The 21,546-nt window shown below is 63.2% G+C and carries 21 protein-coding genes and 1 other RNA gene; 4 read left to right on the top strand and 18 right to left on the bottom strand.

Translation table 11 applies throughout. The features are described 5' to 3' along the window. Nucleotides 1–45: 45 nt before the first annotated feature. The 8 genes from secA to PALO_RS04425 form a co-directional block, all read right to left on the bottom strand. A complete protein-coding gene (secA, locus tag PALO_RS04460) occupies nucleotides 46–2,748 on the bottom strand; it encodes a preprotein translocase subunit SecA (protein WP_015582588.1) in 2,703 nt (900 codons plus the stop codon). A 268-nt stretch (nucleotides 2,749–3,016) separates the two neighbouring features. Beyond that, nucleotides 3,017–3,628, bottom strand: coding sequence for a ribosome hibernation-promoting factor, HPF/YfiA family (gene hpf, locus PALO_RS04455; RefSeq protein WP_015582587.1), 612 nt, complete (start codon nucleotides 3,626–3,628; stop codon nucleotides 3,017–3,019). 195 nt (nucleotides 3,629–3,823) lie between these two features. Then, nucleotides 3,824–4,318: a ComF family protein gene (locus PALO_RS04450; protein ID WP_036910340.1), complete on the bottom strand. Its 495-nt coding sequence runs from the start codon at nucleotides 4,316–4,318 to the stop codon at nucleotides 3,824–3,826. 194 nt (nucleotides 4,319–4,512) lie between these two features. Beyond that, nucleotides 4,513–6,294 carry an LpqB family beta-propeller domain-containing protein gene (locus tag PALO_RS04445; RefSeq protein ID WP_015582585.1) on the bottom strand — a complete coding sequence of 594 codons (1,782 nt, stop codon included), beginning with the start codon at nucleotides 6,292–6,294 and terminating at the stop codon, nucleotides 4,513–4,515. Then, complete coding sequence (mtrB, locus tag PALO_RS04440; protein WP_036902484.1) at nucleotides 6,291–7,769, bottom strand: MtrAB system histidine kinase MtrB; 1,479 nt, start codon at nucleotides 7,767–7,769, stop codon at nucleotides 6,291–6,293. The genes PALO_RS04445 and mtrB overlap by 4 nt, the downstream gene beginning before the upstream one ends. A gap of 116 nt (nucleotides 7,770–7,885) precedes the next feature. Then, on the bottom strand, nucleotides 7,886–8,596 hold the full coding sequence (gene mtrA, locus PALO_RS04435) for an MtrAB system response regulator MtrA (protein WP_015582583.1): 711 nt from the start codon (nucleotides 8,594–8,596) through the stop codon (nucleotides 7,886–7,888). Nucleotides 8,597–8,660: 64 nt separating this feature from the next. Continuing rightward, nucleotides 8,661–9,239: a YqgE/AlgH family protein gene (locus tag PALO_RS04430; protein WP_015582582.1), complete on the bottom strand. Its 579-nt coding sequence runs from the start codon at nucleotides 9,237–9,239 to the stop codon at nucleotides 8,661–8,663. Nucleotides 9,240–9,444: 205 nt separating this feature from the next. After that, on the bottom strand, nucleotides 9,445–10,110 hold the full coding sequence (locus tag PALO_RS04425; protein ID WP_015582581.1) for a hypothetical protein: 666 nt from the start codon (nucleotides 10,108–10,110) through the stop codon (nucleotides 9,445–9,447). Between the two features lie 151 nt (nucleotides 10,111–10,261). Between PALO_RS04425 and PALO_RS04420 the strand changes: the two genes are divergently transcribed. Further along, complete coding sequence (locus PALO_RS04420) at nucleotides 10,262–10,753, top strand: arsenate reductase ArsC (protein WP_015582580.1); 492 nt, start codon at nucleotides 10,262–10,264, stop codon at nucleotides 10,751–10,753. A 216-nt stretch (nucleotides 10,754–10,969) separates the two neighbouring features. On the opposite strand, the gene PALO_RS04415 is transcribed toward PALO_RS04420, so the two are convergent. Then, complete coding sequence (locus tag PALO_RS04415; protein WP_021108403.1) at nucleotides 10,970–11,185, bottom strand: helix-turn-helix transcriptional regulator; 216 nt, start codon at nucleotides 11,183–11,185, stop codon at nucleotides 10,970–10,972. Continuing rightward, complete coding sequence (locus tag PALO_RS04410; protein ID WP_015582578.1) at nucleotides 11,185–11,637, bottom strand: hypothetical protein; 453 nt, start codon at nucleotides 11,635–11,637, stop codon at nucleotides 11,185–11,187. Before PALO_RS04410 ends, PALO_RS04415 begins: the two co-directional genes overlap by 1 nt. A 291-nt stretch (nucleotides 11,638–11,928) precedes the next feature. On the opposite strand from PALO_RS04410, the gene PALO_RS12480 reads away from it, so the two are divergent. Continuing rightward, nucleotides 11,929–12,084 (top strand): hypothetical protein, encoded by a 156-nt coding sequence (locus PALO_RS12480; protein WP_155242765.1) that lies wholly within the window; start codon nucleotides 11,929–11,931, stop codon nucleotides 12,082–12,084. A 134-nt stretch (nucleotides 12,085–12,218) separates the two neighbouring features. Beyond that, the gene (locus PALO_RS11565) at nucleotides 12,219–12,641 is read left to right on the top strand and encodes a hypothetical protein (RefSeq protein WP_015582577.1); all 423 of its coding nucleotides are present in this window, start codon (nucleotides 12,219–12,221) and stop codon (nucleotides 12,639–12,641) included. A 44-nt stretch (nucleotides 12,642–12,685) separates the two neighbouring features. On the opposite strand, the gene PALO_RS04405 is transcribed toward PALO_RS11565, so the two are convergent. Then, nucleotides 12,686–13,246, bottom strand: a complete 561-nt coding sequence (locus PALO_RS04405) for an antirestriction protein ArdA (RefSeq protein WP_015582576.1) — start codon at nucleotides 13,244–13,246, stop codon at nucleotides 12,686–12,688. 235 nt (nucleotides 13,247–13,481) lie between these two features. On the opposite strand from PALO_RS04405, the gene PALO_RS11935 reads away from it, so the two are divergent. Beyond that, on the top strand, nucleotides 13,482–15,077 hold the full coding sequence (locus tag PALO_RS11935; RefSeq protein WP_201764013.1) for a recombinase family protein: 1,596 nt from the start codon (nucleotides 13,482–13,484) through the stop codon (nucleotides 15,075–15,077). On the opposite strand, the gene ssrA is transcribed toward PALO_RS11935, so the two are convergent. From ssrA to argJ, 7 genes are all read right to left on the bottom strand, one after another. Next, nucleotides 15,042–15,412: a transfer-messenger RNA gene (ssrA, locus tag PALO_RS11660) on the bottom strand. The genes PALO_RS11935 and ssrA overlap by 36 nt on opposite strands. 29 nt (nucleotides 15,413–15,441) lie before the next feature. After that, on the bottom strand, nucleotides 15,442–16,053 hold the full coding sequence (locus PALO_RS04395; RefSeq protein WP_015582574.1) for a DUF1707 SHOCT-like domain-containing protein: 612 nt from the start codon (nucleotides 16,051–16,053) through the stop codon (nucleotides 15,442–15,444). A 97-nt stretch (nucleotides 16,054–16,150) separates the two neighbouring features. Next, nucleotides 16,151–16,684, bottom strand: a complete 534-nt coding sequence (locus PALO_RS04390; protein WP_015582573.1) for a DUF1707 SHOCT-like domain-containing protein — start codon at nucleotides 16,682–16,684, stop codon at nucleotides 16,151–16,153. Further along, on the bottom strand, nucleotides 16,681–18,087 hold the full coding sequence (argH, locus tag PALO_RS04385; protein WP_036910334.1) for an argininosuccinate lyase: 1,407 nt from the start codon (nucleotides 18,085–18,087) through the stop codon (nucleotides 16,681–16,683). Before argH ends, PALO_RS04390 begins: the two co-directional genes overlap by 4 nt. 145 nt (nucleotides 18,088–18,232) lie before the next feature. Continuing rightward, nucleotides 18,233–19,450, bottom strand: coding sequence for an acetylornithine transaminase (locus PALO_RS04380; RefSeq protein WP_036910248.1), 1,218 nt, complete (start codon nucleotides 19,448–19,450; stop codon nucleotides 18,233–18,235). Then, nucleotides 19,425–20,375: an acetylglutamate kinase gene (argB, locus tag PALO_RS04375; RefSeq protein WP_015582570.1), complete on the bottom strand. Its 951-nt coding sequence runs from the start codon at nucleotides 20,373–20,375 to the stop codon at nucleotides 19,425–19,427. Before argB ends, PALO_RS04380 begins: the two co-directional genes overlap by 26 nt. Beyond that, the gene (argJ, locus tag PALO_RS04370; protein ID WP_015582569.1) at nucleotides 20,372–21,538 is read right to left on the bottom strand and encodes a bifunctional glutamate N-acetyltransferase/amino-acid acetyltransferase ArgJ; all 1,167 of its coding nucleotides are present in this window, start codon (nucleotides 21,536–21,538) and stop codon (nucleotides 20,372–20,374) included. Before argJ ends, argB begins: the two co-directional genes overlap by 4 nt. Nucleotides 21,539–21,546 lie beyond the last annotated feature (8 nt).

Genomic DNA, 21,546 nt, shown 5'->3' with positions numbered 1-21,546 from the left:
AAACGGCGCCGACACTGTCGTGTCGACGCCGTCCCCGATGTCACATCAGCGCTTCTTGCGGTTCTTCCTCGATTTCTTGGACGCAGACCTCCTCGCGGCCCGGTTGCCCTCGGCCTTGGGATTCTTCGGCGCACCACCTTCAGCAGTCGTCTTGGTGTCACCCTGCTCGTCGGGAGCCGAGTAGCTCAGAGCGCGACGCGCACGGCTCTCCTGGGGCAGCACCGAATCTGCCGTCACCGGCTGTCCCTCGGCGTCGGTCACCAGACCAACCTGCGGACTGGTCTCGATCTCAAGGTTGAACAGGAACCCGACGACCTCCTCCTTGAAGGAATCCATCATCGAGTTGAACATGTCGCCGCCCTCGCGCTGGTACTCGACCAGCGGATCGCGTTGGGCCATTGCACGCAGGCCGATGCCCTCGCGCAGGTAGTCCATCTCGTAGAGGTGCTCACGCCACTTGCGGTCGAGTACCGTCAGGAGGACCTCACGCTCGAGCTGGCGCATCGTCGCCTCACCGAGCTCGGCCTCACGACGGTCATAGGCATCCTGGGCATCCGCCTTGAAGTCCTCGACGAGCTCCTCACCGTCCTGACAGTCGGCGTACTCGTTGATGTCGAGACCAACGGGGTACACAGTGCCGACCTCGTCCCACATCGCCTCGAGGTCCCAGTCCTCGGAGTAGCCCTGGGTGTACTTGCGCACACCGGCCTCGACGACGCGATCAGTGGTGGCGCGCAGCTCGACCTCGACGTCGGCACCCTCGAGAACCTTGCGACGGTCCCCATAGATGACGTGACGCTGACGGTTCATGACGTCGTCATACTTCAGGACGTTCTTACGCATCTCGAAGTTCTGCGCCTCAACCTGCTTCTGGGCACTCTCGATCTGACGCGACACCCACTTGGACTCGATCGGCATGTCCTCGGGCATCTTGAGGGTGACCATGGCGCGGTCGATGACCTCAGGCTTGAACAGGCGCATAAGCTCGTCCTGCAAGGACAGGTAGAACCTGGACTCACCCGGGTCACCCTGACGACCGGAACGTCCACGCAACTGGTTGTCGATACGGCGAGACTCGTGACGCTCGGAACCGATGACGTAGAGGCCGCCCAGCTCCTCGACCTCCTCGTGCTCGGCCTTCGACTGCTCCTCGTACCTGGCCAGAGTGTTGTTCCAGGCGGTCTGGTAGGCCTCTTCATCCTCCACCGGGTCGAGCCCCTTCTCGCGAAGGTCCAGCTCGGTGAGGAATTCTGGGTTACCACCCAGGATGATGTCGGTACCACGACCAGCCATGTTGGTCGAGACCGTCACAGCTCCCTTGCGGCCGGCCAGGGCGACGATCGCCGCCTCGGACTCGTGGTGCTTGGCGTTCAACACCTTGTGGGGAACGCCGGCCCGCTTGAGCTTCTCCGAGAGCAGCTCCGACTTGGCGACGGATGCGGTACCGATGAGGATCGGTTGACCAGCCTCGTGGCGCTCGACGACGTCGGAGATGATGGCGTCGAACTTGGCATCCTCGGTGCGGTAGATGAGGTCCTTCTGGTCCTTGCGGATCATCGGGCGGTTCGTCGGGATCGGGATGACGCCCAGACCGTAGATCTTCTGGAACTCGCTCTCCTCGGTCTTGGCGGTACCCGTCATGCCGGCGAGCTTGTCGTACATGCGGAAGTAGTTCTGCAGGGTGATCGTCGCGAGGGTCTGGTACTCGTCCTTGATCTCGACATGTTCCTTGGCCTCGAGGGCCTGGTGCAGACCCTCGTTGTAGCGACGCCCTGCCAGGGTACGACCGGTGTGTTCGTCGACGATGAGGACCTCGCCATCGATGATGACGTAGTCCTTGTCGCGGTGGAAGAGCTCCTTGGCCTTGATGGCGTTGTTGAGGTAACCGATGAGAGGAGTGTTTGCCGATTCGTACAGGTTCTGGATTCCCAGACGCTCCTCGACGACGCTGATGCCGTGCCCCAGAACGGCCACGGTCCGCTTCTTCTCGTCAACCTCGTAGTCGACGTCGCGTTGAAGCCTCGAGACGATCTTGGCGAATTCCGGGTACCACTGCTTGTTCTCCTCGGCAGGGCCGGAGATGATCAACGGGGTACGAGCCTCGTCGACGAGGATCGAGTCAACCTCGTCGACGATGGCGAAGTGATGGCCACGCTGCACGCACTCGCTCAAGGAGCTGGCCATGTTGTCGCGCAGGTAGTCGAAGCCGAACTCATTGTTCGTGCCGTAGGTGATGTCGGTCTTGTATGCCTCCTTGCGCTCCATCGGAGGCATGTCCGACAGAATCGCCGAGATCGTCAGACCCAGGAAGTGGTGCACACGACCCATCTGCTCGGACTGCACTCGAGCCAGGTAGTCGTTGACGGTGACGACGTGGACGCCCTTGCCGAGCAGCCCCTCAAGGTAGGCGGGGAGAAGACCGACGAGGGTTTTGCCCTCACCGGTCTTCATCTCGGCGATGTTGCACTGGTACAGGGCCGCACCGCCCATGATCTGAACGTCGAAGTGACGCTTGCCGAGTACTCGCCTGGACGCCTCACGCACCGTCGCGAAGGCCTCCGGAAGCAGCCGGTCCAAGTTCTCGCCGTTGTCGAGACGCTGACGGAAGTCGGCGGTCTGTCCCGCCAACTCGTCGTCGCTCATGGCGACGTAGTCCTCCTCGATGCTGTTGACCTGGCCGACAATGCGGTTGAGTCGGCGGATAATCTTGCCTTCACCGGCGTGCAGCACGCGATCCATGAGGTTCACGGGGTGGGTCCTTCAAGGAGTAGACGTCGTGTCGTCCGGGCGCATCCCGGACGAGCAGCTCAAGAGAGCTGCCTTCCCCATCCTAGGGGGTTTGCGGCCGAACCAAGAACGCCGCGGCCTTTCGTCCTGGACACGTGAGGGTTGCTGAACCCCTCATGAGTCCATTCCTCACCGTCCTTTCCCGCCATTGACCCGCGACATGAATCGGCGGCGGCGCAGGATTATCCCGCACCGCCGCCGATGTCGTTGTGTCTTGACGATCCAGGAATCACTCGTGGTCAAGATCCAGATGGATCACGCCGTAGTTGTACCCCTTCTTGCGCCGGTAGACGACGCTGGGCTGCTTGGAATCCTGATCGAGGTAGAGGAAGAAGTCGTGCCCGACAAGTTCCATCTCGTCGAGAGCCTGGGCAAGGGTCAGGGGAACGGCCTGGAAGACCTTTTCCTTGACATAGATGGGGCTGTCCCCGGTGACTTCCACGTCGCCCGCGATCTTCCTGGTGGCCAGGATCTCGGGTGCATCATCGGTGCTTTCCTCGGGCAAGACGTCCAGGACCTGGGAGACGCGCAAGCCACGACGACTGCGACGACGATCAGCAGCCTTGACGAGCTGGGTGCGGAGTCGATCGGCAGCCATGTCAAAGGCAACCATCTTGTCTTCCGCCTGCCCGACAGCTCGCACCACCGGCCCCTTCGCCCGTAGTGTGATTTCACACGTCATGGCCTGGTCCTTGGCCCCCTTGGCGTCCTGGGCGGTGAAGACCACCTCAGCGCGCTGGACCCGGTCCCTGAACTTCTCGACCCCGGAGAGCCTGTCCTCGACCTGGGCGCGCACGTCGTCACTGACGTGGCAGTGCCGTCCCGTAACGATGACATCCATGACAACCTCCTGTATTGGGGTTCGCATCGGTGTTTCCGACGCAGAAACAAATGGCACGACCGTGTCCCATCCCCCTCGTGGAGGTCAGGGTGCCAATCGGTCGTGCCATGCACCTACGCTAGCCCATGGGAGGGGCTCACAACAGCTGTTTGGCAAGGTTCGGCACCCACGCTGACGTGTCGCCCGACAATGTGATCACGGCCATCTCAGTGGGGTCGCAGCATCAGCCAGGACAACCACGGACAGCACTCGTCGCCCGGACCACCCCAAGGCTCTGCACGCCTCGTCGATCGTCGCCCCTGAGGTGCGAACGTCGTCGACGAGAATGACATCTCCCTCCCCCGTCAGAGCTCTCATCGACCCGCGCTGATTGGCGCCGCGATCCTCGTGGCGAACCTCAAGCTGATCCGCCACGCGTCGAGTTCGGTGCAAGACCTGGGCGAGGGAGGCATTGGACACATCCAGGGTTCGCAGAGCTGATCGCGTCATGTCGGCAGCATGATCAGCACCTCGTCGTCGCACAGCCCTCGCCGTTGAGGGAACTGGAACGACGTCAACGTGGCCGGGAGCGGCTGCTATCGCCGGAGCGAGCCCATGAGCCAGCCAATGGCCGAGCTCGTCGGTCAACCATGCCGCACCACGATCCTTGTGAGCTGTGACGATCCCAGGAACAGGACCGTGATAGCCCATGCAGGCAATGACCGGTGGCGGCCCGTCAACAATGACCCGAGGGGTCGGGTTGATCGCAGACCGACACGCCTCACACAGACCCACGCCCGGCTCCCCACATCCAGGACAGCACGCTCCCAGCAGCAGGTCAGCCAGGGAGTCCATTGGGTTCACGATGAACCAGTGTCGCCGGTCACCGTCGTGTCACGGAAGGGTCAAGCTGTAGTCGCGACCGCACTGACCCCCTGCAGGACCTGGCGCCAGTGGAATCTCTCCTCGTGGTGAAGCAGTTTTCCGTCCTCACTGAGCATGACAGCCTCAGCGCCAGTTTCCATCGGGACTGCCACCACGGATTCCACGCTCGTCCCGCTGAGCGGCCCCATGGACGTCGCACCCGAGCCGTCAACAATGACCTCGTACGGCGCAGTTACCCCAGACTCGATCGCGCTGCCCAGGACACACAATTGGATTTGGGAAAGCCAGGCAACGTCGGTGATCCTCGACAGATTCGCGTCCGAGGAGGACAACGGCATGTCGACGATGTGGCCGAGATGAACTGCGCCGTCCTGCCGTGACAGCAGGCCGATACCCAATCCATAGGTCTTCCCCCGCTGAAGGACCAGGGCCACGCGAATGCCATCAGGAGAGACACTGAAGGAAGCCACTGTGCGACCACCAAGGTCAACGACAGTGGACATTCGGGAACCATCCGCGGCGACGACGATGAGCGTCGGATCTGTTGTCGAGAAGGTCACCACACTGCGATCGACGAGGACTTGAGGACGAAGCAGGTTCACCCCGGTGGCAACGACGTCGACCTGATCACTGCCTTCACGCCATTTCACCAGCGACCGTCGATCCGCGGAAACGGCGTGCCACACCGCACCCGGGGTGCTCACGGTTGCGACCGGCATGGCGAACTGGGTGGAGGCGACAGCTGAGACACCAGTTTCCGGGCGAGCGTCCTGCCCCAACGCTCCAGGCATGATCTGGAGGGCTTGGCCTGCTGCGTTGACCCGTCCCATCTGTCCCTTGACGACGGCGACCACCGTGGGGGAATCCGTCGACGGGAGCGGTAGGAGGTCGGCGTACAAGTCTGCCGACACTGTGTTGTCCTCAGCCGCCTCGGGAAGAGGCAGCAGAGACCCGCCGGCGGTGAATCGGATACGTGAGATGGCAGCGAAACCACTCAGAGTCCAGGTGACTTGGCTGGCGAGCAGCCGACGTTGAGATTCTGAGAGTTGGGCTGCGGACGCACTCAGTGGCACGGTGACGACGCCAACGGCGTCAACCGTGGTCGTCCCGACGGCTCTCACCCCTGCCGGCAGTGCCGTGCGAAGTGCAGGCTTCAGGTATTCCGGCACACCCGCCATCATCGCCCTGAGCGCGGCGTCAGGGGTAGCCCCCAGGCTCGGCAGATGAATGACGTCCGGGACCAGGCGGTCAGCGTCGGCGGCGAAGAAGTAGACCGGAATCGCCGACCAAGCGCGCTGGAAGGTGTATTGCGAGATCAGCAGCCCTTCGGGAGGCCGGGAAATCCGCCATTGTCCGGATTCCTGGGCCATGCCGAAATCATGTTTGAGCGTCTGCGATTCCCCTGGGTGGTAATGACCTTCGGCATCAACAGTGCCGATGATCGGAGCCTGGAGAGAAGCCGTCGCCACCGTGCTGGTCGGCTTGTGATTGGTGGCCTGGTAAATCGTCGCTCCGGAATGGGGATCCCAGCGGTCCGCCATGTCCTTCGTGAGGTAGGCACGCGCGACGCGGTAGTCGTCGCGAGCACTCGTCATGGCTTGCAGGAAACCGCCCACGACAAGGTCAATCGATGCGCCATCAGCAGGAGGCTGAGGAGCGACGTCAATGCCCTCCCGCTGACCTGAGGCTTGGTGTGGGTCTTCAGCCTGTGTCACTGCCCCTGTGGACGGCACCTCGGCGCAACCTGCCAGTAGGAGGGCGGCTCCCGACAGCACGGCACGTCGTGTGGGACGCAGTGTCATCGCTCCTCCTCCGATTCGGTCGGACCGGCATCGCTCGGCGCAGCGGGTAATGGGGACTCGACGATCACTGCCCCGGAATCCCTCGGAATGACCAGCCGGAAGAAGGCACCATCTCCGGGTCGTCCCCACGCCGTCAACCAGCCATGGTGCAGGTTGGCGTCCTGACGAGAAATGGCCAGGCCGAGACCACTGCCACCCACGGTGCGTACCCGGGACGGGTCTCCACGCCAGAACCTGCCGAAGACCTTTTCTGCCTGCCATGGCTCGAATCCGACTCCGTGGTCACGCACGGCGACCCCTACAGCACAGTCATTACCGACGACGGTCACCTCGACCGGCCTTCCCTCGGCATGCTCAACAGCGTTCGACAACAGGTTCCTGACGATGCGGCTGATCCGTCGCGGGTCAACCTCAGCAGTCTGCGTCGTATCGGCGGTCAGTACGATCGGAACTCCCAGGCGCTCTGCGAGCGGAGTCACGTCGACGGTCTCGGCGCGCACGAGTTCGACGATGTCACAGTCTTCCAGTGTCAATTGTGCGGCGCCGGCGTCAAACCGAGAGATCTCGAGCAGGTCGGCCAACAGAACCTCGAAACGCTCCATCTGGGCCCGCATGAGCTCGACCGACCGCACCTGGACCGGATCATCGGGATTGGCCTCGATCATGTCGGAGGCCATCCGCATCGTCGTCATGGGGGTGCGCAACTCGTGGGAGACATCCGAGACGAACTGCTGCTGCAGTGTCGACAGCCTCTCCAATTCCCCAATTCGCCGATCCAACTGGGCTGCCATGTCATTCATCGACTGGGCAAGGGTCGCGAGGTCGTCAGTCCCCCGCACCGCCATACGCTCGTCCAACGCCCCGTCGGCCAATTTCGACGCTGTGATGGAGGCTTGCCGAATGGGTTGGGACAGGTGACGGGTCGCCAAGTAGGTTGCTAGGGCGATGGCCAGGGCCATGAGGGCTCCGACGCTGATGACGCTGCGTCGCAGCAACTCGACGGTGGCGACCTCCTGGGTCTCCGAAAAGATGAAGTAGACCGGGATGGACTGGCTGGCCCCGGGGGACCACAAGGTCGATCCGACGACAATCCCGGGGACGTCAGGACGCACGTGGTCGGTGTAATGGACCATCGTCGGCGCAGTCCACATCCCGCTCGACTCCCCCACCTTCGCGGTAAGTTCAGCCGGGACGGAGTCCGGCGAGACCCCCTGGGAAATGAGTCCGGAAACAGGACCCTGGATGAGGACGTGATACTGCCCCGACTGTCCAGCTGCGTCGTCTGCAAGTCGATTGAGCCGCTCGTAGAGAGAGGCAGTGCGCAGATCGGTGTCACGTAGTTGGCCCTGGATGCGATTGATCGTCGTGGTCGTCTCCGCAATGGCAGAGGCGCGTTTGGCGTCGAGGATTCCCACGGTGGCCTGACGAACCAGGAAGAAGCCACCGACGACGAGAATGACCAGACTGCTCGACATGGTGATGGTCACCATGCGCAACGGCAATGACGACCACCACAGTCGTCGCGGCCCGGCGAGCCAGGACTGGGGCCAAGCAGGTCGTCGGGGGCGGCCAGCATGCCGCGCCGGGGTGATCAGCTTTCCTCCCCGGGTGTCCTGATGCGATATCCGACTCCGCGCACCGTCACGATCATCTGTGGACGTTCTGCGTTGCGTTCCACCTTGGAGCGCAATCTCTGCATGTGGACATTGACCAACCGGGTGTCCGCATTACTGGTGTAGCCCCAGACTTCCCGCAGCAGGGTCTCACGGCTGAACACCTTGTTGGGATGTTGGGCCATCGTCACGAGCAGGGAGTACTCCAATGGCGTCAAGGAGATCTCTTCCCCACCTCGCTGCACCAGGTGAGCGGCAGGATCGATGGTCAGGTCCCCGACGGTGATGATGCCCCCCTCATCCCGCTGAGCAGCTGGGGTGCGAAGCCGGGCTCGGATTCGGGCTACAAGTTCTGCGGAGCGGAAGGGCTTGGAGACGTAGTCATCAGCACCGGCTCCCAATCCACGAACGACGTCAGGGGTGTCGGAGCGCGCTGTCAGCATGATGATCGGGACGCCGGATTCGCCTCGGATGTCCTGGCAGATCTGGATGCCGTCACGGCCCGGAAGCATGAGGTCGAGGAGGACGAGTGCGGGTTTGCGCTCACGAAAGACGTCCATGACGTCGTTGCCGTGCCCGACCCACACGGTCGAGAATCCCTCCTTCACCAGGACGAGCTGGAGCATCTCGGCCAGAGCCGGGTCGTCATCGACGACGAGGATCGGCCCATGTTCACCGGTGGCGCTCACCACAGACCTCCTGACTCATTCCGGGATGGTGCACATCGTAGCCCCAATGGCATCCGGCCATCGATCAATTCAGGGCGGGGGTGTCCGTAGCGGTGGCGAGCATCGCCGCCGTGCCGTTCTGGCGGTGGAGGACGGCTCGCCATAGGCCACGCGGCTCAGAGGAGAAGACGTCCTCCGGGTGCGCGATGGCGCGAATCCAATCACCGCGAATGAGCTCAGCCTCGAGTTGTCCAGGCCCCCACTCCGCGTATCCGGCAAAGATCCGTACATCCGTGAACGCTCCCACGACCAATTCCGTCGGGGTGTCGAGATGGAGCAGACCGATCAGTCCTTGGACTCGTCGCCACCCCGGCGGTTCCTCGCTGGAACGCTGCACACGTGCCAGACAAATCGCTCCGCTGGGCGACATCGGACCCCCGAGGAAGAGGTCCTGGGGCGGGGTCGCCAGATGGACCCATCCGGGCAGTTGTCGGCGGAGGGTTCCCGGGGCGCACGGCTGATTGACGATGACGCCCAGGACTCCATCGAGGCCGACGTCGACGAGGTAGACGACGGACTCGTAGAAAACGCCCTCGTCAATCTGGTGACTTGCCACCAGCAAGTCACCAGCCTTGAGGGGATTCGCGAGTCTCACAACGCCCATTGTGTCACCGGTGACCGGGAAGAAGCTGTATCTCAAGGGAGGCCCCACCCAGACCTTCTGCATCAATGCGATGGGCGGGCACTCCGGCATCTTGTTCGATGCCCTGCGCACCCGTCGTGAGGACCAGGCAGGGCCCGACGGCGCGATCGAGGCGGCCGCTGGGTGCGTTGTCATCACTGCTCGACGTCGGTTGCGACGAGATCTTTCACGCCGCTGCGGCCGTGAGCAAGGTGCGTGCAGTGGCGCATCCAGGATTCACGCCATCTCGCAACGTCTGAGCCAATTGGAATTCAGACACCGACCACGGCTCGAGGGAAATGCTGCCCAGGGCAGCATCTATCTCGTGTTGCCGAAAACGCCACGACATGGCGCCTCGAGCCATTCGGCATGACCACGGCGTCACCAAACCGTGCTCCAGGGCCGCGCACACCCATTCCCATTCGCCGCGAATGGCCAGCAGGAGCACCGACATTTCAGGAACGGCCAGGGCACATGGCTCGTCAAGGATGTAGTGGTCTGCAACCTGCCACCGGTGGACGACGATGCCGTCTCGTCGAATATGACGAGTAGGGCTGAAAGCCTCAACCTGATGCACGGTACCGAGACCCGAGGAGTCAGCGTCGAGTGGCGTCACCCCCTGTAGCGCAAGTGCAACCTGCCCGACCAGCACGCTCTCGGGATGCCAGGCCCGCAAGGCGCGGATCCTGACGTCCGTTTCGCCGACTCGATCGGCCGGGACCACAACGCCGGGTAGGAGACGGGTGGCACGCCCGGCGGCGACAGCACGGTCGGCCTGTCCTCGTAGTGGGCTTGTCCTGGTGATCCGTGCAATACCGTCGTTGTCGAGCCATTCAGTTTCAAGTTCTCTCATACCTACAGTTGTCGTCCGAACCTCGGATTTCAGTCACTCTTTCTCAGTTCTGTGGACAACTCACGGCTGGGTCGTCATCCCCCCTGTGGACAACAAGTTTTGACGAACGGGCGTCATCGGCGACGTGACCACGTGCCTCATAATGAGGTCCATGAATTTCGCCCACCACAGCGACATCGACGACCTGGATTCAGCACAGCCAACGGACACCACTGAGCGGCCCACGGTGTTGTTCGCCTGCATCCACAATGCCGGCCGGTCCCAACTGGGTGCTGCCTATGCGCACCATCTCTCCGGAGGAAGCGTAGAGGTGCTCTCGGCCGGATCCGAACCTGCGGGGTCGATCAACACCCTTGTCCGGGACGTACTGCTGGAGGACGGGATCGACATCTCGACGGAAACGCCGAAACTGCTTGTCCCGGAAGCTGTCAAGGCATCTGACATCGTCATCACGATGGGTTGTGGAGAGACCTGTCCGGTTTATCCGGGAAAGCGATACGAGGACTGGGACGTCGCTGACCCGGCCGGTCAGGACCTGGCGACCGTTCGCGAGATCCGCGACGATGTCAAGCAGCGTGTCGAGGAACTACTCACATCACTCGACGTTCCTGTACAAGCCTTGTGTCAGCCTGGCCACAAGTGAAGTGTCCCGAACTCCAGGCGGAAGAGAGATTGAAACCACAGCAGGCATGCGCACGTGAGCGAGCGTCATGACGCGGTGGCCAGCTCCAGGCCAAGCACGATGAGAGGAGGAAACGCCGAACACCTCTCACCCAGGGCGCACGTGTCGAACTCGTGGCGCTGGCCGAGCACGTACGCCTGTGCAGTCGCGCGCCTCTCCATTTTGGAAATTTGAGCTTCACCTGCGCTCAAGTGGCTGCCACGGCTCAGGCTGAAACAATTCGTCCACCGTGCACCCGAAGACAGTTGCCATGTTGAAAGCCAAGGAGAGCGAGGGGTCATGTTTGCCGTTCTCCACGGAGATGATGGTCTGGCGCGTGACGCCGAGTATTGTGGCCAGCTTTTTTTGGGACAAACCGAGACGAGCGCGCTGCTCCACCATGCGATTGCGCATCACGACTCCCGCTTCTTGATGACCAGATACGCAATGCCGCAGCTCGCCCAGCCCAGGAGGACGAGGCCCCACAGCCAATCGCGATGGATGTGCAGATCGCGCAGCGAGGGGAGGAACAGTGCCACCATCTCGAACACTGACAGGACGATCATGATAACGACGAAGGCGTAGTAACCGGCCTTCTGCAGCCAGAGGTCCTCCACCGACACCTCCGGGCGCTGGACCGCTCCCTTCATGGTGGTGCGATCGACGGTGAACAGCGCGACGAACGCAAAACCCATCGGAATCATAACCAGGCCGATGGCCAATGCCTTCATCCAGCCCTGGGGGTCGGTTCGGTTCGCCGCAAAGTACAGCAAACCGAACAGCACACCGACGACGACGCCGCCGGCGATCCCAATGGGCGCGACCGGACGTCCGCTCTTGGTACGACCCCACGTCCTGGGTTCCATGATGACCTCCTGATGTCAGGTATGCATTACGTAATGAAGACTATACGTACAGTATTTAGTGCGTCAAGGTATCTTTACGTATCCGCATCGGGATGTGCAGCCGAACGCGTGCGACGGGGACAAGGCCGAGAGCTGGGCATTTGCCCCCAACTCCAGCGATCAAGGCGTGATGTCCCTAACAGGCGTCGCAGGTTGATCCCAACGCAGCGTTCGCCGAATACACAGCTAGCCACCAGTCAGCCGGGATGTGGGGAATAACAACATCCGAGGTCACTGAGGCCGGAACACGAGTTGCTGATTGCTGACGATCAGGCCGCAAACTCCGACCTCGCTACCGGACACGCGTTCATTGACTATCGAGACTTGGCTACCCAGCGCAAGATCACCAAGCGTGCCCGGAAGCTGCGTGACAAGGCGATCAGTCGGGGACGTCAGTTCCCTGCGTAATGTGTCCGCAATCGTAGTAGCTCGAACGCGGTACAGTTTCGATTGCGGACAGGGATTATGTGACGTTCTCGACGGCCATCAGAGGCCGATCGACGAGGAGACCCGAGCACGGCTAGCGGCCGGTCGAGGCGCACGTGCCGAAGGGCATCGGGCCGCGCGTGCTGGCTGCGTTGGGCGCGCATCTGGATCCCAAGGTGCTGGCGCAGCTGGAGCTGCGCGAGACGAAGAAGCAGGCCCGCTCGGCCGCGTTCGAGGCCGGCCGGGACCTGTCGGCCGAGCTGGAAACCATGCGTGCGGCCGGGAAGCAGTGGGAGGACGAGTTCGAGACCAAGGTTGCCGAACGTGAGGCAGCCGACCGGATCAAGGAGCGGCTGGAGCACGAGCTCGCGGCCGGGTGCTACGAGGACGTCGACACGGCCCTGAAGGCATGGAAGGACGCCCACCCCGAGGTGGACAGGTTCCATGCCAAGGACCGCGAGGACTACGTCCAGCGCGGCCAGGCGGCATTGGACGAGGCACTGGAACGCGCTCAGCGCGAACGTCAGGTCGGCGCGTGAAAGAAGATCCCCGTGGCCATCGGCCACGGGGATCAGGGTCGGGCTCAGGGATTCGAGAACACGTAGACGCCCCCGGACGGCGAGGGCATCATTGTGAAGTCGAACGCCAGGTCGCGTCCGAACTTCTCGGCGTCGAAGTAGGTCTGCGCCGCCTCGGGCCAGCGATCCATGTAGCTGGTCTCGGTGAGCCAGTGCTCGACGAAGTCGGCCCACGAGTCGAACTCGCCGTGGAGGTGGTCGATGAAGTCCGAAGGCACGGGCACGGAGCCGTTCCCAGCGGCCACGTACGCCCCGCTGGCGACCCACGCGGAGAGCGCGGGCCAGAGCCAGGGCTCGACCTCCGCGTACGCGTCAGCCCACTCCTGGGCCTCGCTCAGGCCCATCTCGTGGAAGCCCGGCCACGGGCCATCTCCATCGAGGCACCAGATCTCCTCGCAGCCCACTCTGAGCGGCGCACCAGCCAGCTGGTGCAGCCTCTCGACGGTGAGCTCGCCGGCGTCGGCCGCGTCGATCCAGGCGCCCACGAGCCGGCCGGCGTTGTAGCAGCTGAGGCACCCGGGCCACACGCGCAGCGACATCGTGGCTGTGGTCTCGGTGGTGGTCATGGGAGCGCTCCTCTCGGTCGGCCGGGAGAACCTCTCCCCCGCGTGCGACGGCGCTCCCGGCCGCGCTGGCGCGGCTACTGCCGGTGCCGCGGTAGCTTCTTCACCGAGTTGCACAACAACGCGGTAGACTTGCTGCGCACTGCCGGCGTGATGGTGGTGGGCCGGCTCGCTGAGCCGAGACGAGGCGGTGGCGTGCCGCTGGGCTCCGGGGCCCTACCCCGGGCATCCGTGGCACGTGAAGGACCCTCGTGAAGAAGCACGCCCCCAACGACAACAAGTTGGCATCGCCTACTACCGCTACTCGTCGGCATCCCAGAACGAGGCGTCGATCGAGCAGCAGCAGCGTCTGGCCAGGCAGTGGGCGCAGTCTCAGGGACTCACCCTCGTCGAGGAGTACAAGGACCTGGTCAAGACCGGTCGGAACATGGAGCGGCCAGGCTTGCAGAAGATGCTGGCCGAGGTGCCGACGATCCGACCCGCCTACCTGGTGACGTGGAAGGTCGACCGTCTGGGTCGTGACCGACGCGACCTGATGGAGATCCGGCACCGGCTGATGGCGGCGGGGGTGCGCATCCACTACATCGAGGGCATCGACCCGAGCGAGGCAGCTGAGTCGGTGCTCATGGAGTCCGTCTTCGACGGCTTCGCCGAGTTCTATTCGTTGAACCTGTCGGCGAACATCCGGCGAGGGGTGCACTTCAACGCCGAGAACGCGCGGGCCAACGGGCACAAGATCTTCGGTTACCTGATCGGCGTGGACAAGAAGTACGTCGAGGACCCGCAGACGGCTCCGTTCGTGCGGCAGATGTTCAGCGACTACGCGCGCGGGGTTTCCATGAAGACCATCTCCGACCAGCTCAACGCGCAGGGCGTGCGCACGGTGCGGGGGTACGAGTTCACGCCGAAGGCGCTGAACAAGCTGCTCAAGGCGCGCTGCTACATCGGCGAGTACTCCTACGCGGGGCACGTGATTCCTGGCGGGATGCCTGCGCTGGTGGACGAGGCGCTGTTCGAGGAGGTCCAGAGGCGGTTCTCGGTGAACAAGCGTCTCGGGGCCAGGACGAAGGCGCAGCTGGCCGCGATGGGCGACGACGCCCCCGACTACTGGCTCACCGGGCACCTGTGGTGCGAACGCTGCGGCGCGCCCATGGAGGGCGTCAGCGGCACCTCGAAGACGGGCCGCAAGCACCGCTACTACTACTGCCTGAACCAGCGCAAGAAGCGGTGCACGGCCAAGCCGGTGCGCAAGGACGACCTGGAGGCGCGCGTCGTCCAGATCATGGAGGGCTTCCTCGAAGACACCGAGATGCTGGCCTCCCTGGCCGTGGACATGGCTGATCACTACCGGGCCACCCATGGGCGCCGCGAGGCCGCCCTGGAGGCGCTGGAGGCCCAGCGGCGGGACGTGGAGAAGAAGCTGGCGAACTTCATCAAGGCGATCGGCATGGGCATCTTCAACGAGGACACGCAGGCGGCGATGGAGGCCCTGCGCGCGCAGAAGGACGAGCTGGAGACCGCCCTCCAGACCGAGCGGGTCAAGGCCGTGCTGGCCGAGGACGAGAGCTCGATCGGCGCCTTCTACGGAAGGTTCGCGAAGGCGACGATGGACACGGTAGAGATGCGTGAGCAGCTGCTGGGCTACTTCGTCGACAAGATCTTCGTCTCGGCCGAGAACGCTGAGCATCGCGTCGTGGTTCTACGAGCACGGCACCGAGATCACGCACGACAACCTCGTGCAGGCAAAAGAAACGGGGGACGTGCTGACCCTCTCACGAGAGTTCGACACTTCCCCCTCAGGTGGAGATGGCGGGAATTGAACCCGCGTCCTTGAAAGACCGTCCAGACATTCTCCGGGCGCAGTCGATGCTGTCGTTGTTACTCGGCTCCTGCACTCACACCGACATGGTGCAGACAAGCCCAGTCACGGAAAAGTCCCGTACAGCCTCCGTGACCACGGCTGTACAGCAAGCCTTCTAAACGAGGCCAGAATCCGGACGGAAGGCTACATCCGGGCTGACCCTTCGATCACTGATCAGGCAGCGAGAGCGAAGTCAGTGCGAGTGTTCTCGGCACTTATAGGTTTCCAGGGGTCGTTAACGAGTTGACCCTGGGTCCTCGGCCCGCTTCTCCTGGAACAACCATTCCAAGTCGAAACCAGTCATCCCCTCTATGCTGTTGTATTAGTCAAGTCTACCTCATCGGCCCCGAGTCACCGAACCCGTCAGCCGACGCCGACCGTCGTCGAAGAACTTCAGCGGGATCGCGTCGAGCAGCGGATTCGTCCACTCGACACCCTCGAAGGCACGAGCGGCGTGAGTGATCGTCCCGGCGAACCACGCCATTCCGACGAGGGGGAAGGCGATGACAAGCATGCCCGTTTTGGCAACAACCCCCAACACAACCATGGCCAACAACAAGGCAAGCACCTGGAAATTGGCCTGATGGGCAACTTGACGACGAGTCCAAGAACCTCGCGGCGAAATCGCCACACCCAACATCGGACCCAGCGGCCCGAAGAAGAGCGGGGACAACCCGATCAGCCCGGCAGCCAACGATTCCCCAGGAGCGATACGTGCAGTCTGGGAGGAACGGACCCGACCACCGATAACAGCCAGACCAGCCAGGGTCGCATTGAGATCAGCTCGTGTCACCGCGGCCAGGGCACGACTCACCCTGTCCTCGAAGTCAGCAGGCGAGAGCCGACCGTCGACATAGGAATTCCGCAAGAAGTCAACGACTCGATCACGCTGAGCGTCGTTGACGAGCCACTGATCCTCTCCCGACTGCCACGACTGACAACTGTTCACGGCATCCATCATGATCCGGTCCGTTGCCCAAACCAATGAAGGCCGCCTCGACATCGACCGCAGTCATAGGGCCACGGCATGAACACAGACCAGCGTCTCAGTCTTGTCCCTCGAATCCGCGAATCGCCTGGACGATGGTCACGATCATCCAGATCAGTCCGACCGTACCGAGCGCCGCGCTGTCACCAGAGAATGCGGGAGGAGAGAACGCCCCGAAAAAGCCCATCAAGGCGAAGAACATGACCTGAGTGATGAGCTGGCGCTTCACCCTGCGTCGCGCCCAGGATCCCCTCCTCGTCACCGCAACACCAATAGCCGGACCGACTGGTCCGCTGATGAATGCTGACAAGGCACACAGCCCGACGCCCTTCGTCGTCCTCTCGGCAGGAATGTCAGGCAGGGGTGCCCTGATGGCTTCGGGAACCGATAGCTTGAAGGGCGGCAGCCCGCGGTAGCCCTGGTCAAGCTCGGACCGGGTGCGCGCCAACAAGGTTATCTCGGTGCGACGCTCTCGCTCCGCGTCGTCAATCACTCCGTGGGCGTAGGCGTCATTGATGTGGTCGAGGACTCTCTCGCGTTGTTTGTTGGTCACCCGCAGCGAGGCATTCTCCGGTTGCCACCCGGAACTCATCGGGACACGTCCCTCCCGAAATCGCTCAACTGCGAAACAGCATCTCGCAACTCAGCAATCTGTTCGGCCACGCGGACGGGGGCGGTGCCACCGCGTCCGGACCGGGAGCGCACCGACCCCTCGACCGTCATGACTTCACGGACCTGCGGGGTGAGTCGGGGATCAATGGCTGCCAGCTCGTCGTCAGTGAGATCGGCCAGTTCCTTGCCCTGGGACTCGGCCTCACGCACGCATGCCCCGGAAAGCTCATGGGCGATGCGGAACGGCACTCCCTGCCGCACCAGCCACTCGGCGACATCGGTGGCCAGGGAGAATCCCTGACCAGCCATATCGGCCATGCGCTCGGTGTTGAACACCGCGGTGTCCATCATCCCGGTCACGGCAGGAAGCAGCAGATGGAGCTGATCGATCTGGTCGAAGACCGGCTCCTTGTCCTCCTGCAGGTCCCGCGCATATGCCAGCGGCATGCCCTTGAGGGAAGCCAGGAGACCAGCAAGGTCGCCGATGAGTCGGCCCGCCTTGCCACGGGCGAGCTCGGCGATGTCAGGGTTCTTCTTCTGCGGCATGATGGACGACCCGGTCGAGAACGAGTCGTCAAGGGTGACGTAACTGAACTCGCGGGTGTTCCAGATGATGATCTCCTCGCTGAGCCGCGAGAGGTCAACCCCAACCTGGGCAGCCACGAAGGCGAACTCGGCAACGACGTCGCGAGCCGCGGTGCCATCGATCGAGTTGGGAGCAGACGAGGAGAACCCGAGGTCCCGTGCGACGGCTTCCGGATCCAGACCGAGTGACGACCCCGCAAGGGCCCCCGAGCCGTACGGAGAGCAGTCCATCCTGACATCGAGGTCGCGGAAACGCTGCACGTCACGCACCAGCGGCCAGGCGTGAGCAAGCAGATGATGGGCCAACAGCACCGGCTGGGCGTGCTGCATGTGGGTACGACCAGCAATGACGGCGTCACCAGCCTCCTCGGCCCGTTGCGTCAACACGTCGACCAGTTCCAGCACCTCGCCGGCCAGACTGCGAGCCTCCTCACGCAGATACCGACGCAGCAGCGCAATGATCTGGTCGTTACGAGAGCGACCAGCACGCAGACGTCCGCCGAGATCCTCACCGGCTCGTTCCATGAGGCCGCGCTCGAGGGCGGTGTGAACGTCCTCGTCATCAGGGCCGGCGACGAATCGTCCGGAGATGACATCGTCCTCAAGCTTGTCGAGAGCCTCGATCATGCCTTGGTACTGCTCGTCGTCCAGCAGACCCGCGGCGTGGAGAACTCCGGCGTGGGCCCTGGAACCAGCAATGTCGTGGCGTGCCAACCGCCAGTCGAACTGGGTCGACACGGACAGGGCCGCCAATGCGTCGGACGGCCCACCGGAGAAGCGTCCACCCCACAATGCCATCGGACGGGCAGAGCTGTTCCGGTTGTGGTCATGCGGTTCGGTAGTCAAGAAGAACTCCTCGCTCGGGGACGTGATTTTCAGCTTACCCACCACCATGACCGTCCCCGTTCATCTGTGGCGTTTCCCGAGGATCCGCAGTGGAACGTCAGGCTGTCACCGAATCGACGAGGCCGGGGAGGGCGTCGACGAAGGACTGGGCCTGCTCCGTGGTCAGGATGTAAGGAGGAGCCAGCCTCAGCGTCGACGGATTGGCCGCATTGACGATGAACCCAGCCTCGCGGGCCGCAACGACGAGGTCGGCAGCAATCTCGGAATCGAACTGGACACCGAGCAAGGCGCCACTCCCCCGCACCTCGGTGATGCGAGGATGACACTGCCTCAGCGTGGTCGACAGCAAGGTACCGATCTGACGGACCTGCGAGAGAAGGTTGTCCGACTCGATGGTGTCGATAACTGAGAGAGCAGCTGCACAGGCCAGCGGGCCGCCACCGAAGGTCGTCCCGTGTTGTCCGGCGGAGAGGATGCCGGAGACGTCGGGTCCGAAGCCCATCGTCGCCCCGATGGGGAAGCCGCCGCCCAGAGCCTTGGCAAGGGTCATGATGTCGGGTGTGATGTGAGCGCCATGGTGGGCGAACCAGTGACCGGTGCGTCCCATCCCACACTGCACCTCGTCAACGACCATCAGGACGTCGTGGGAGGCCGTCAGCTCACGTACCCGTTGCAGGTACTCCACTGACAGCGGCACGACCCCGGCCTCTCCCTGAACCGGCTCGACGAAGACCCCGGCGACGTCCCCCTCCTCCAACTCGGCGGCGAGAGAATCGGGGTCCTCCGCAGGGACGAAGGTGACGTCAACGGCTGAGGGGCCGAAGGGCCGACGATAGGCGATCTTGTGCGTCACCGAGAGAGCGCCCAGGGTCCGACCGTGGAAGGCGTGCTCGAGCGCGATGATACGTCCGCCTGGCTTGCGGGCAAGACACATCTTGATCGCGGCCTCGTTGGCCTCGGCACCCGAATTCGACAGGAAGACCGCGGATCCCTGTGGAGCCTTGGCCAGGGCCAACAGCTTCTCGGCAAGGCCGAGCTGCGGCCCGGTGGTGAAGAAGTTCGAGACGTGGGCAAGGGTCGCGGCCTGATGGCTGACGGCCTCAACCCATACGGGATGCGCATAGCCCAGGGCGTTGACGGCAATACCACCGAGCAGATCGAGGTACTCCTTGCCGTCACTATCGACGACGACGCAACCGTGACCGCGTTCCAGGCACAGCTGGGGGCTGCCGAACACGCCAAGCAGATCGCGCCGGTAGCGCTCCCGCCAGGTGCCAGTCGTCTGGTCGTCAGTCATCGTCATCCCCCCAGACATAGTCATCGCGCCGGGCCATCGTCCCGACTCCCCTGGTGGTGAAGATCTCTAACAACAAGGCGTGCTCGATTCGTCCGTCAACGATTGCCGCGCTCGCGACCCCTCCGTCAATGGCGTCGAGCAAGGCCTGGCCCTTGGGCCGCATCCCCTCCCCCAGGCGAGGGATCATGGCGCGCAGATCCGTGTCCGAGATCTCCGAGATGAGGGTGTGCGGATCCGGCCAGGCGCCGTAGATACCAGCAACATTCGTCAGCATGACGAGTTTCTCGGCACACAGAGCTTGGGCGATGGCGGTTGCAGCGGCGTCAGCGTTGACGTTGAGGACCTGCCCGGTCGGTCGGCTGACCTCGTCGACCTCGGGACTCACCGGAGCAATGACGGGGATCTGCCCGCGATCCAACATGGAGTTGATGAGTTCGGTGTTGACGTCGACGATGTCTCCGACCAGGCCCATGTCGATCCGTTCCCCATCAACGATGACCCGGGACTTCCGCGCCGCCAACAGTCCGGAATCCTCGCCCGACATGCCAGCCGCAAGTGGCGCGTAGGAATTGATCCGGTTGACGAGCTGACGGCCGACCTGGCCGACGAGCACCATCCGGACGACCTCCATGACCTCGGGAGACGTCACCCGCAAACCGTTGCGGAACTCCACGGGTGTCGCGGATTCGGCGAGCATGGCGTTGATCTGAGGTCCGCCGCCATGGACGACGATGGGACGGATACCCACCGACGCCATGAAGACGATGTCGTCGGCAAAGGCCTGCTGCAAGCCCGGGTCAACCATGGCATTGCCACCGTACTTCACGACGACGGTCCGGCCCTGGAACCGTCTGATCCAAGGTAGCGCTTCGACCAGCACCTCGGACTTTCGCTGAGCCGAGAACTGTGAATCGTTGAGGGGAATGTCAAGAGTAAGGGTCATGATGTGTATGCGCTGTTCTCTTCGACGTACTCGTGGGTCAGGTCATTGGTCCACATCGCGGCCTCGACGTCACCAGCGTGCAGGTCAATGTCGATGTGGACCTCTCGCGGGTTCATGTCGACGAGATCGCGGTCGTCGCCGATCCCTCCCGACCTGCACACCTGGATGCCGTTGACCGAGACGTCCACCGCGTCGGGATCGTAGGGGGCCACGTCCTCAGGCACGCATCCGACAGCTGCCAGGATTCGTCCCCAGTTGGGGTCGTTGCCGGCAATGGCGGTCTTGACGAGATTGGATCGGGTGACCTCGCGTGCGACGGCCACCGCAGCCTCGGTACTCGTCGCTCCGTGGACGGTCACCTTGACGTCGTGGTGGGATCCCTCGGCATCGGCGACGAGCTGGCGAGCCAGGTTTGCACACAAGTCGGTCAACGCAGAGACAAGGGCGTCACCCGTGAGGCTGACGCCGGATGCCCCGGACGACATCGCAACGACAGTGTCATTGGTCGACATGCAGGCGTCGGAGTCAACGCGGCTGAACGTGACGTCGCACGCCTGGGCCAGGGCGTCCTGGAATTCTTCGGGGTCCACGACGGCGTCGGTGGTGAGGAAGACGAGCATCGTCGCGAGCTGGGGAGCCAACATGCCTGCCCCCTTGGCGATACCTCCGAATCGTGTCCCATTCCTCTCGACGGTGGCGGCCTTGGGAACGGTGTCGGTCGTCATGATTGCTCGTGCCGCCGACTCGTCAACGGCGTCTCCCCTGTCCAAGGAGGTGTGCGCGGTCGTGGCTCCCACCAAGATTGAGGGCATGTCGAGTCGCACACCAATGACTCCTGTCGAGGCGACGACCACCTCGTCAGCCTGACAACCGACCAGGGTTGCGACGTGCTCGGCCTCGCACTGGGAGTCCGTCAGGCCGTCGATTCCGGTGCAGGCATTGGCGACAGCTGCATTCGCAATGACCGCTCGTGCCTTGTGGTCAGAAACAACCTGACGAGACCACTGCACGGGAGCGGCACTGACGCGATTGGTCGTGAACACTCCGGCAACGGTGTCGCGAGGGCCGTCGTTGACGATCAACGCTAGATCCGGGGCCGGTTTGGTTCGCAGCCCGGCCTGGACGCCACAGGTGCGAAATCCGAGCGGATAGGTAACGGACATGAATCCTC

It is taken from the genome of Cutibacterium avidum 44067, from assembly GCF_000367205.1.
Lineage (GTDB): Bacteria > Actinomycetota > Actinomycetes > Propionibacteriales > Propionibacteriaceae > Cutibacterium > Cutibacterium avidum.
The sequence above is the reverse complement of the archived record's forward strand: the minus strand, read 5'-3'. Positions and strand labels throughout refer to the sequence as shown.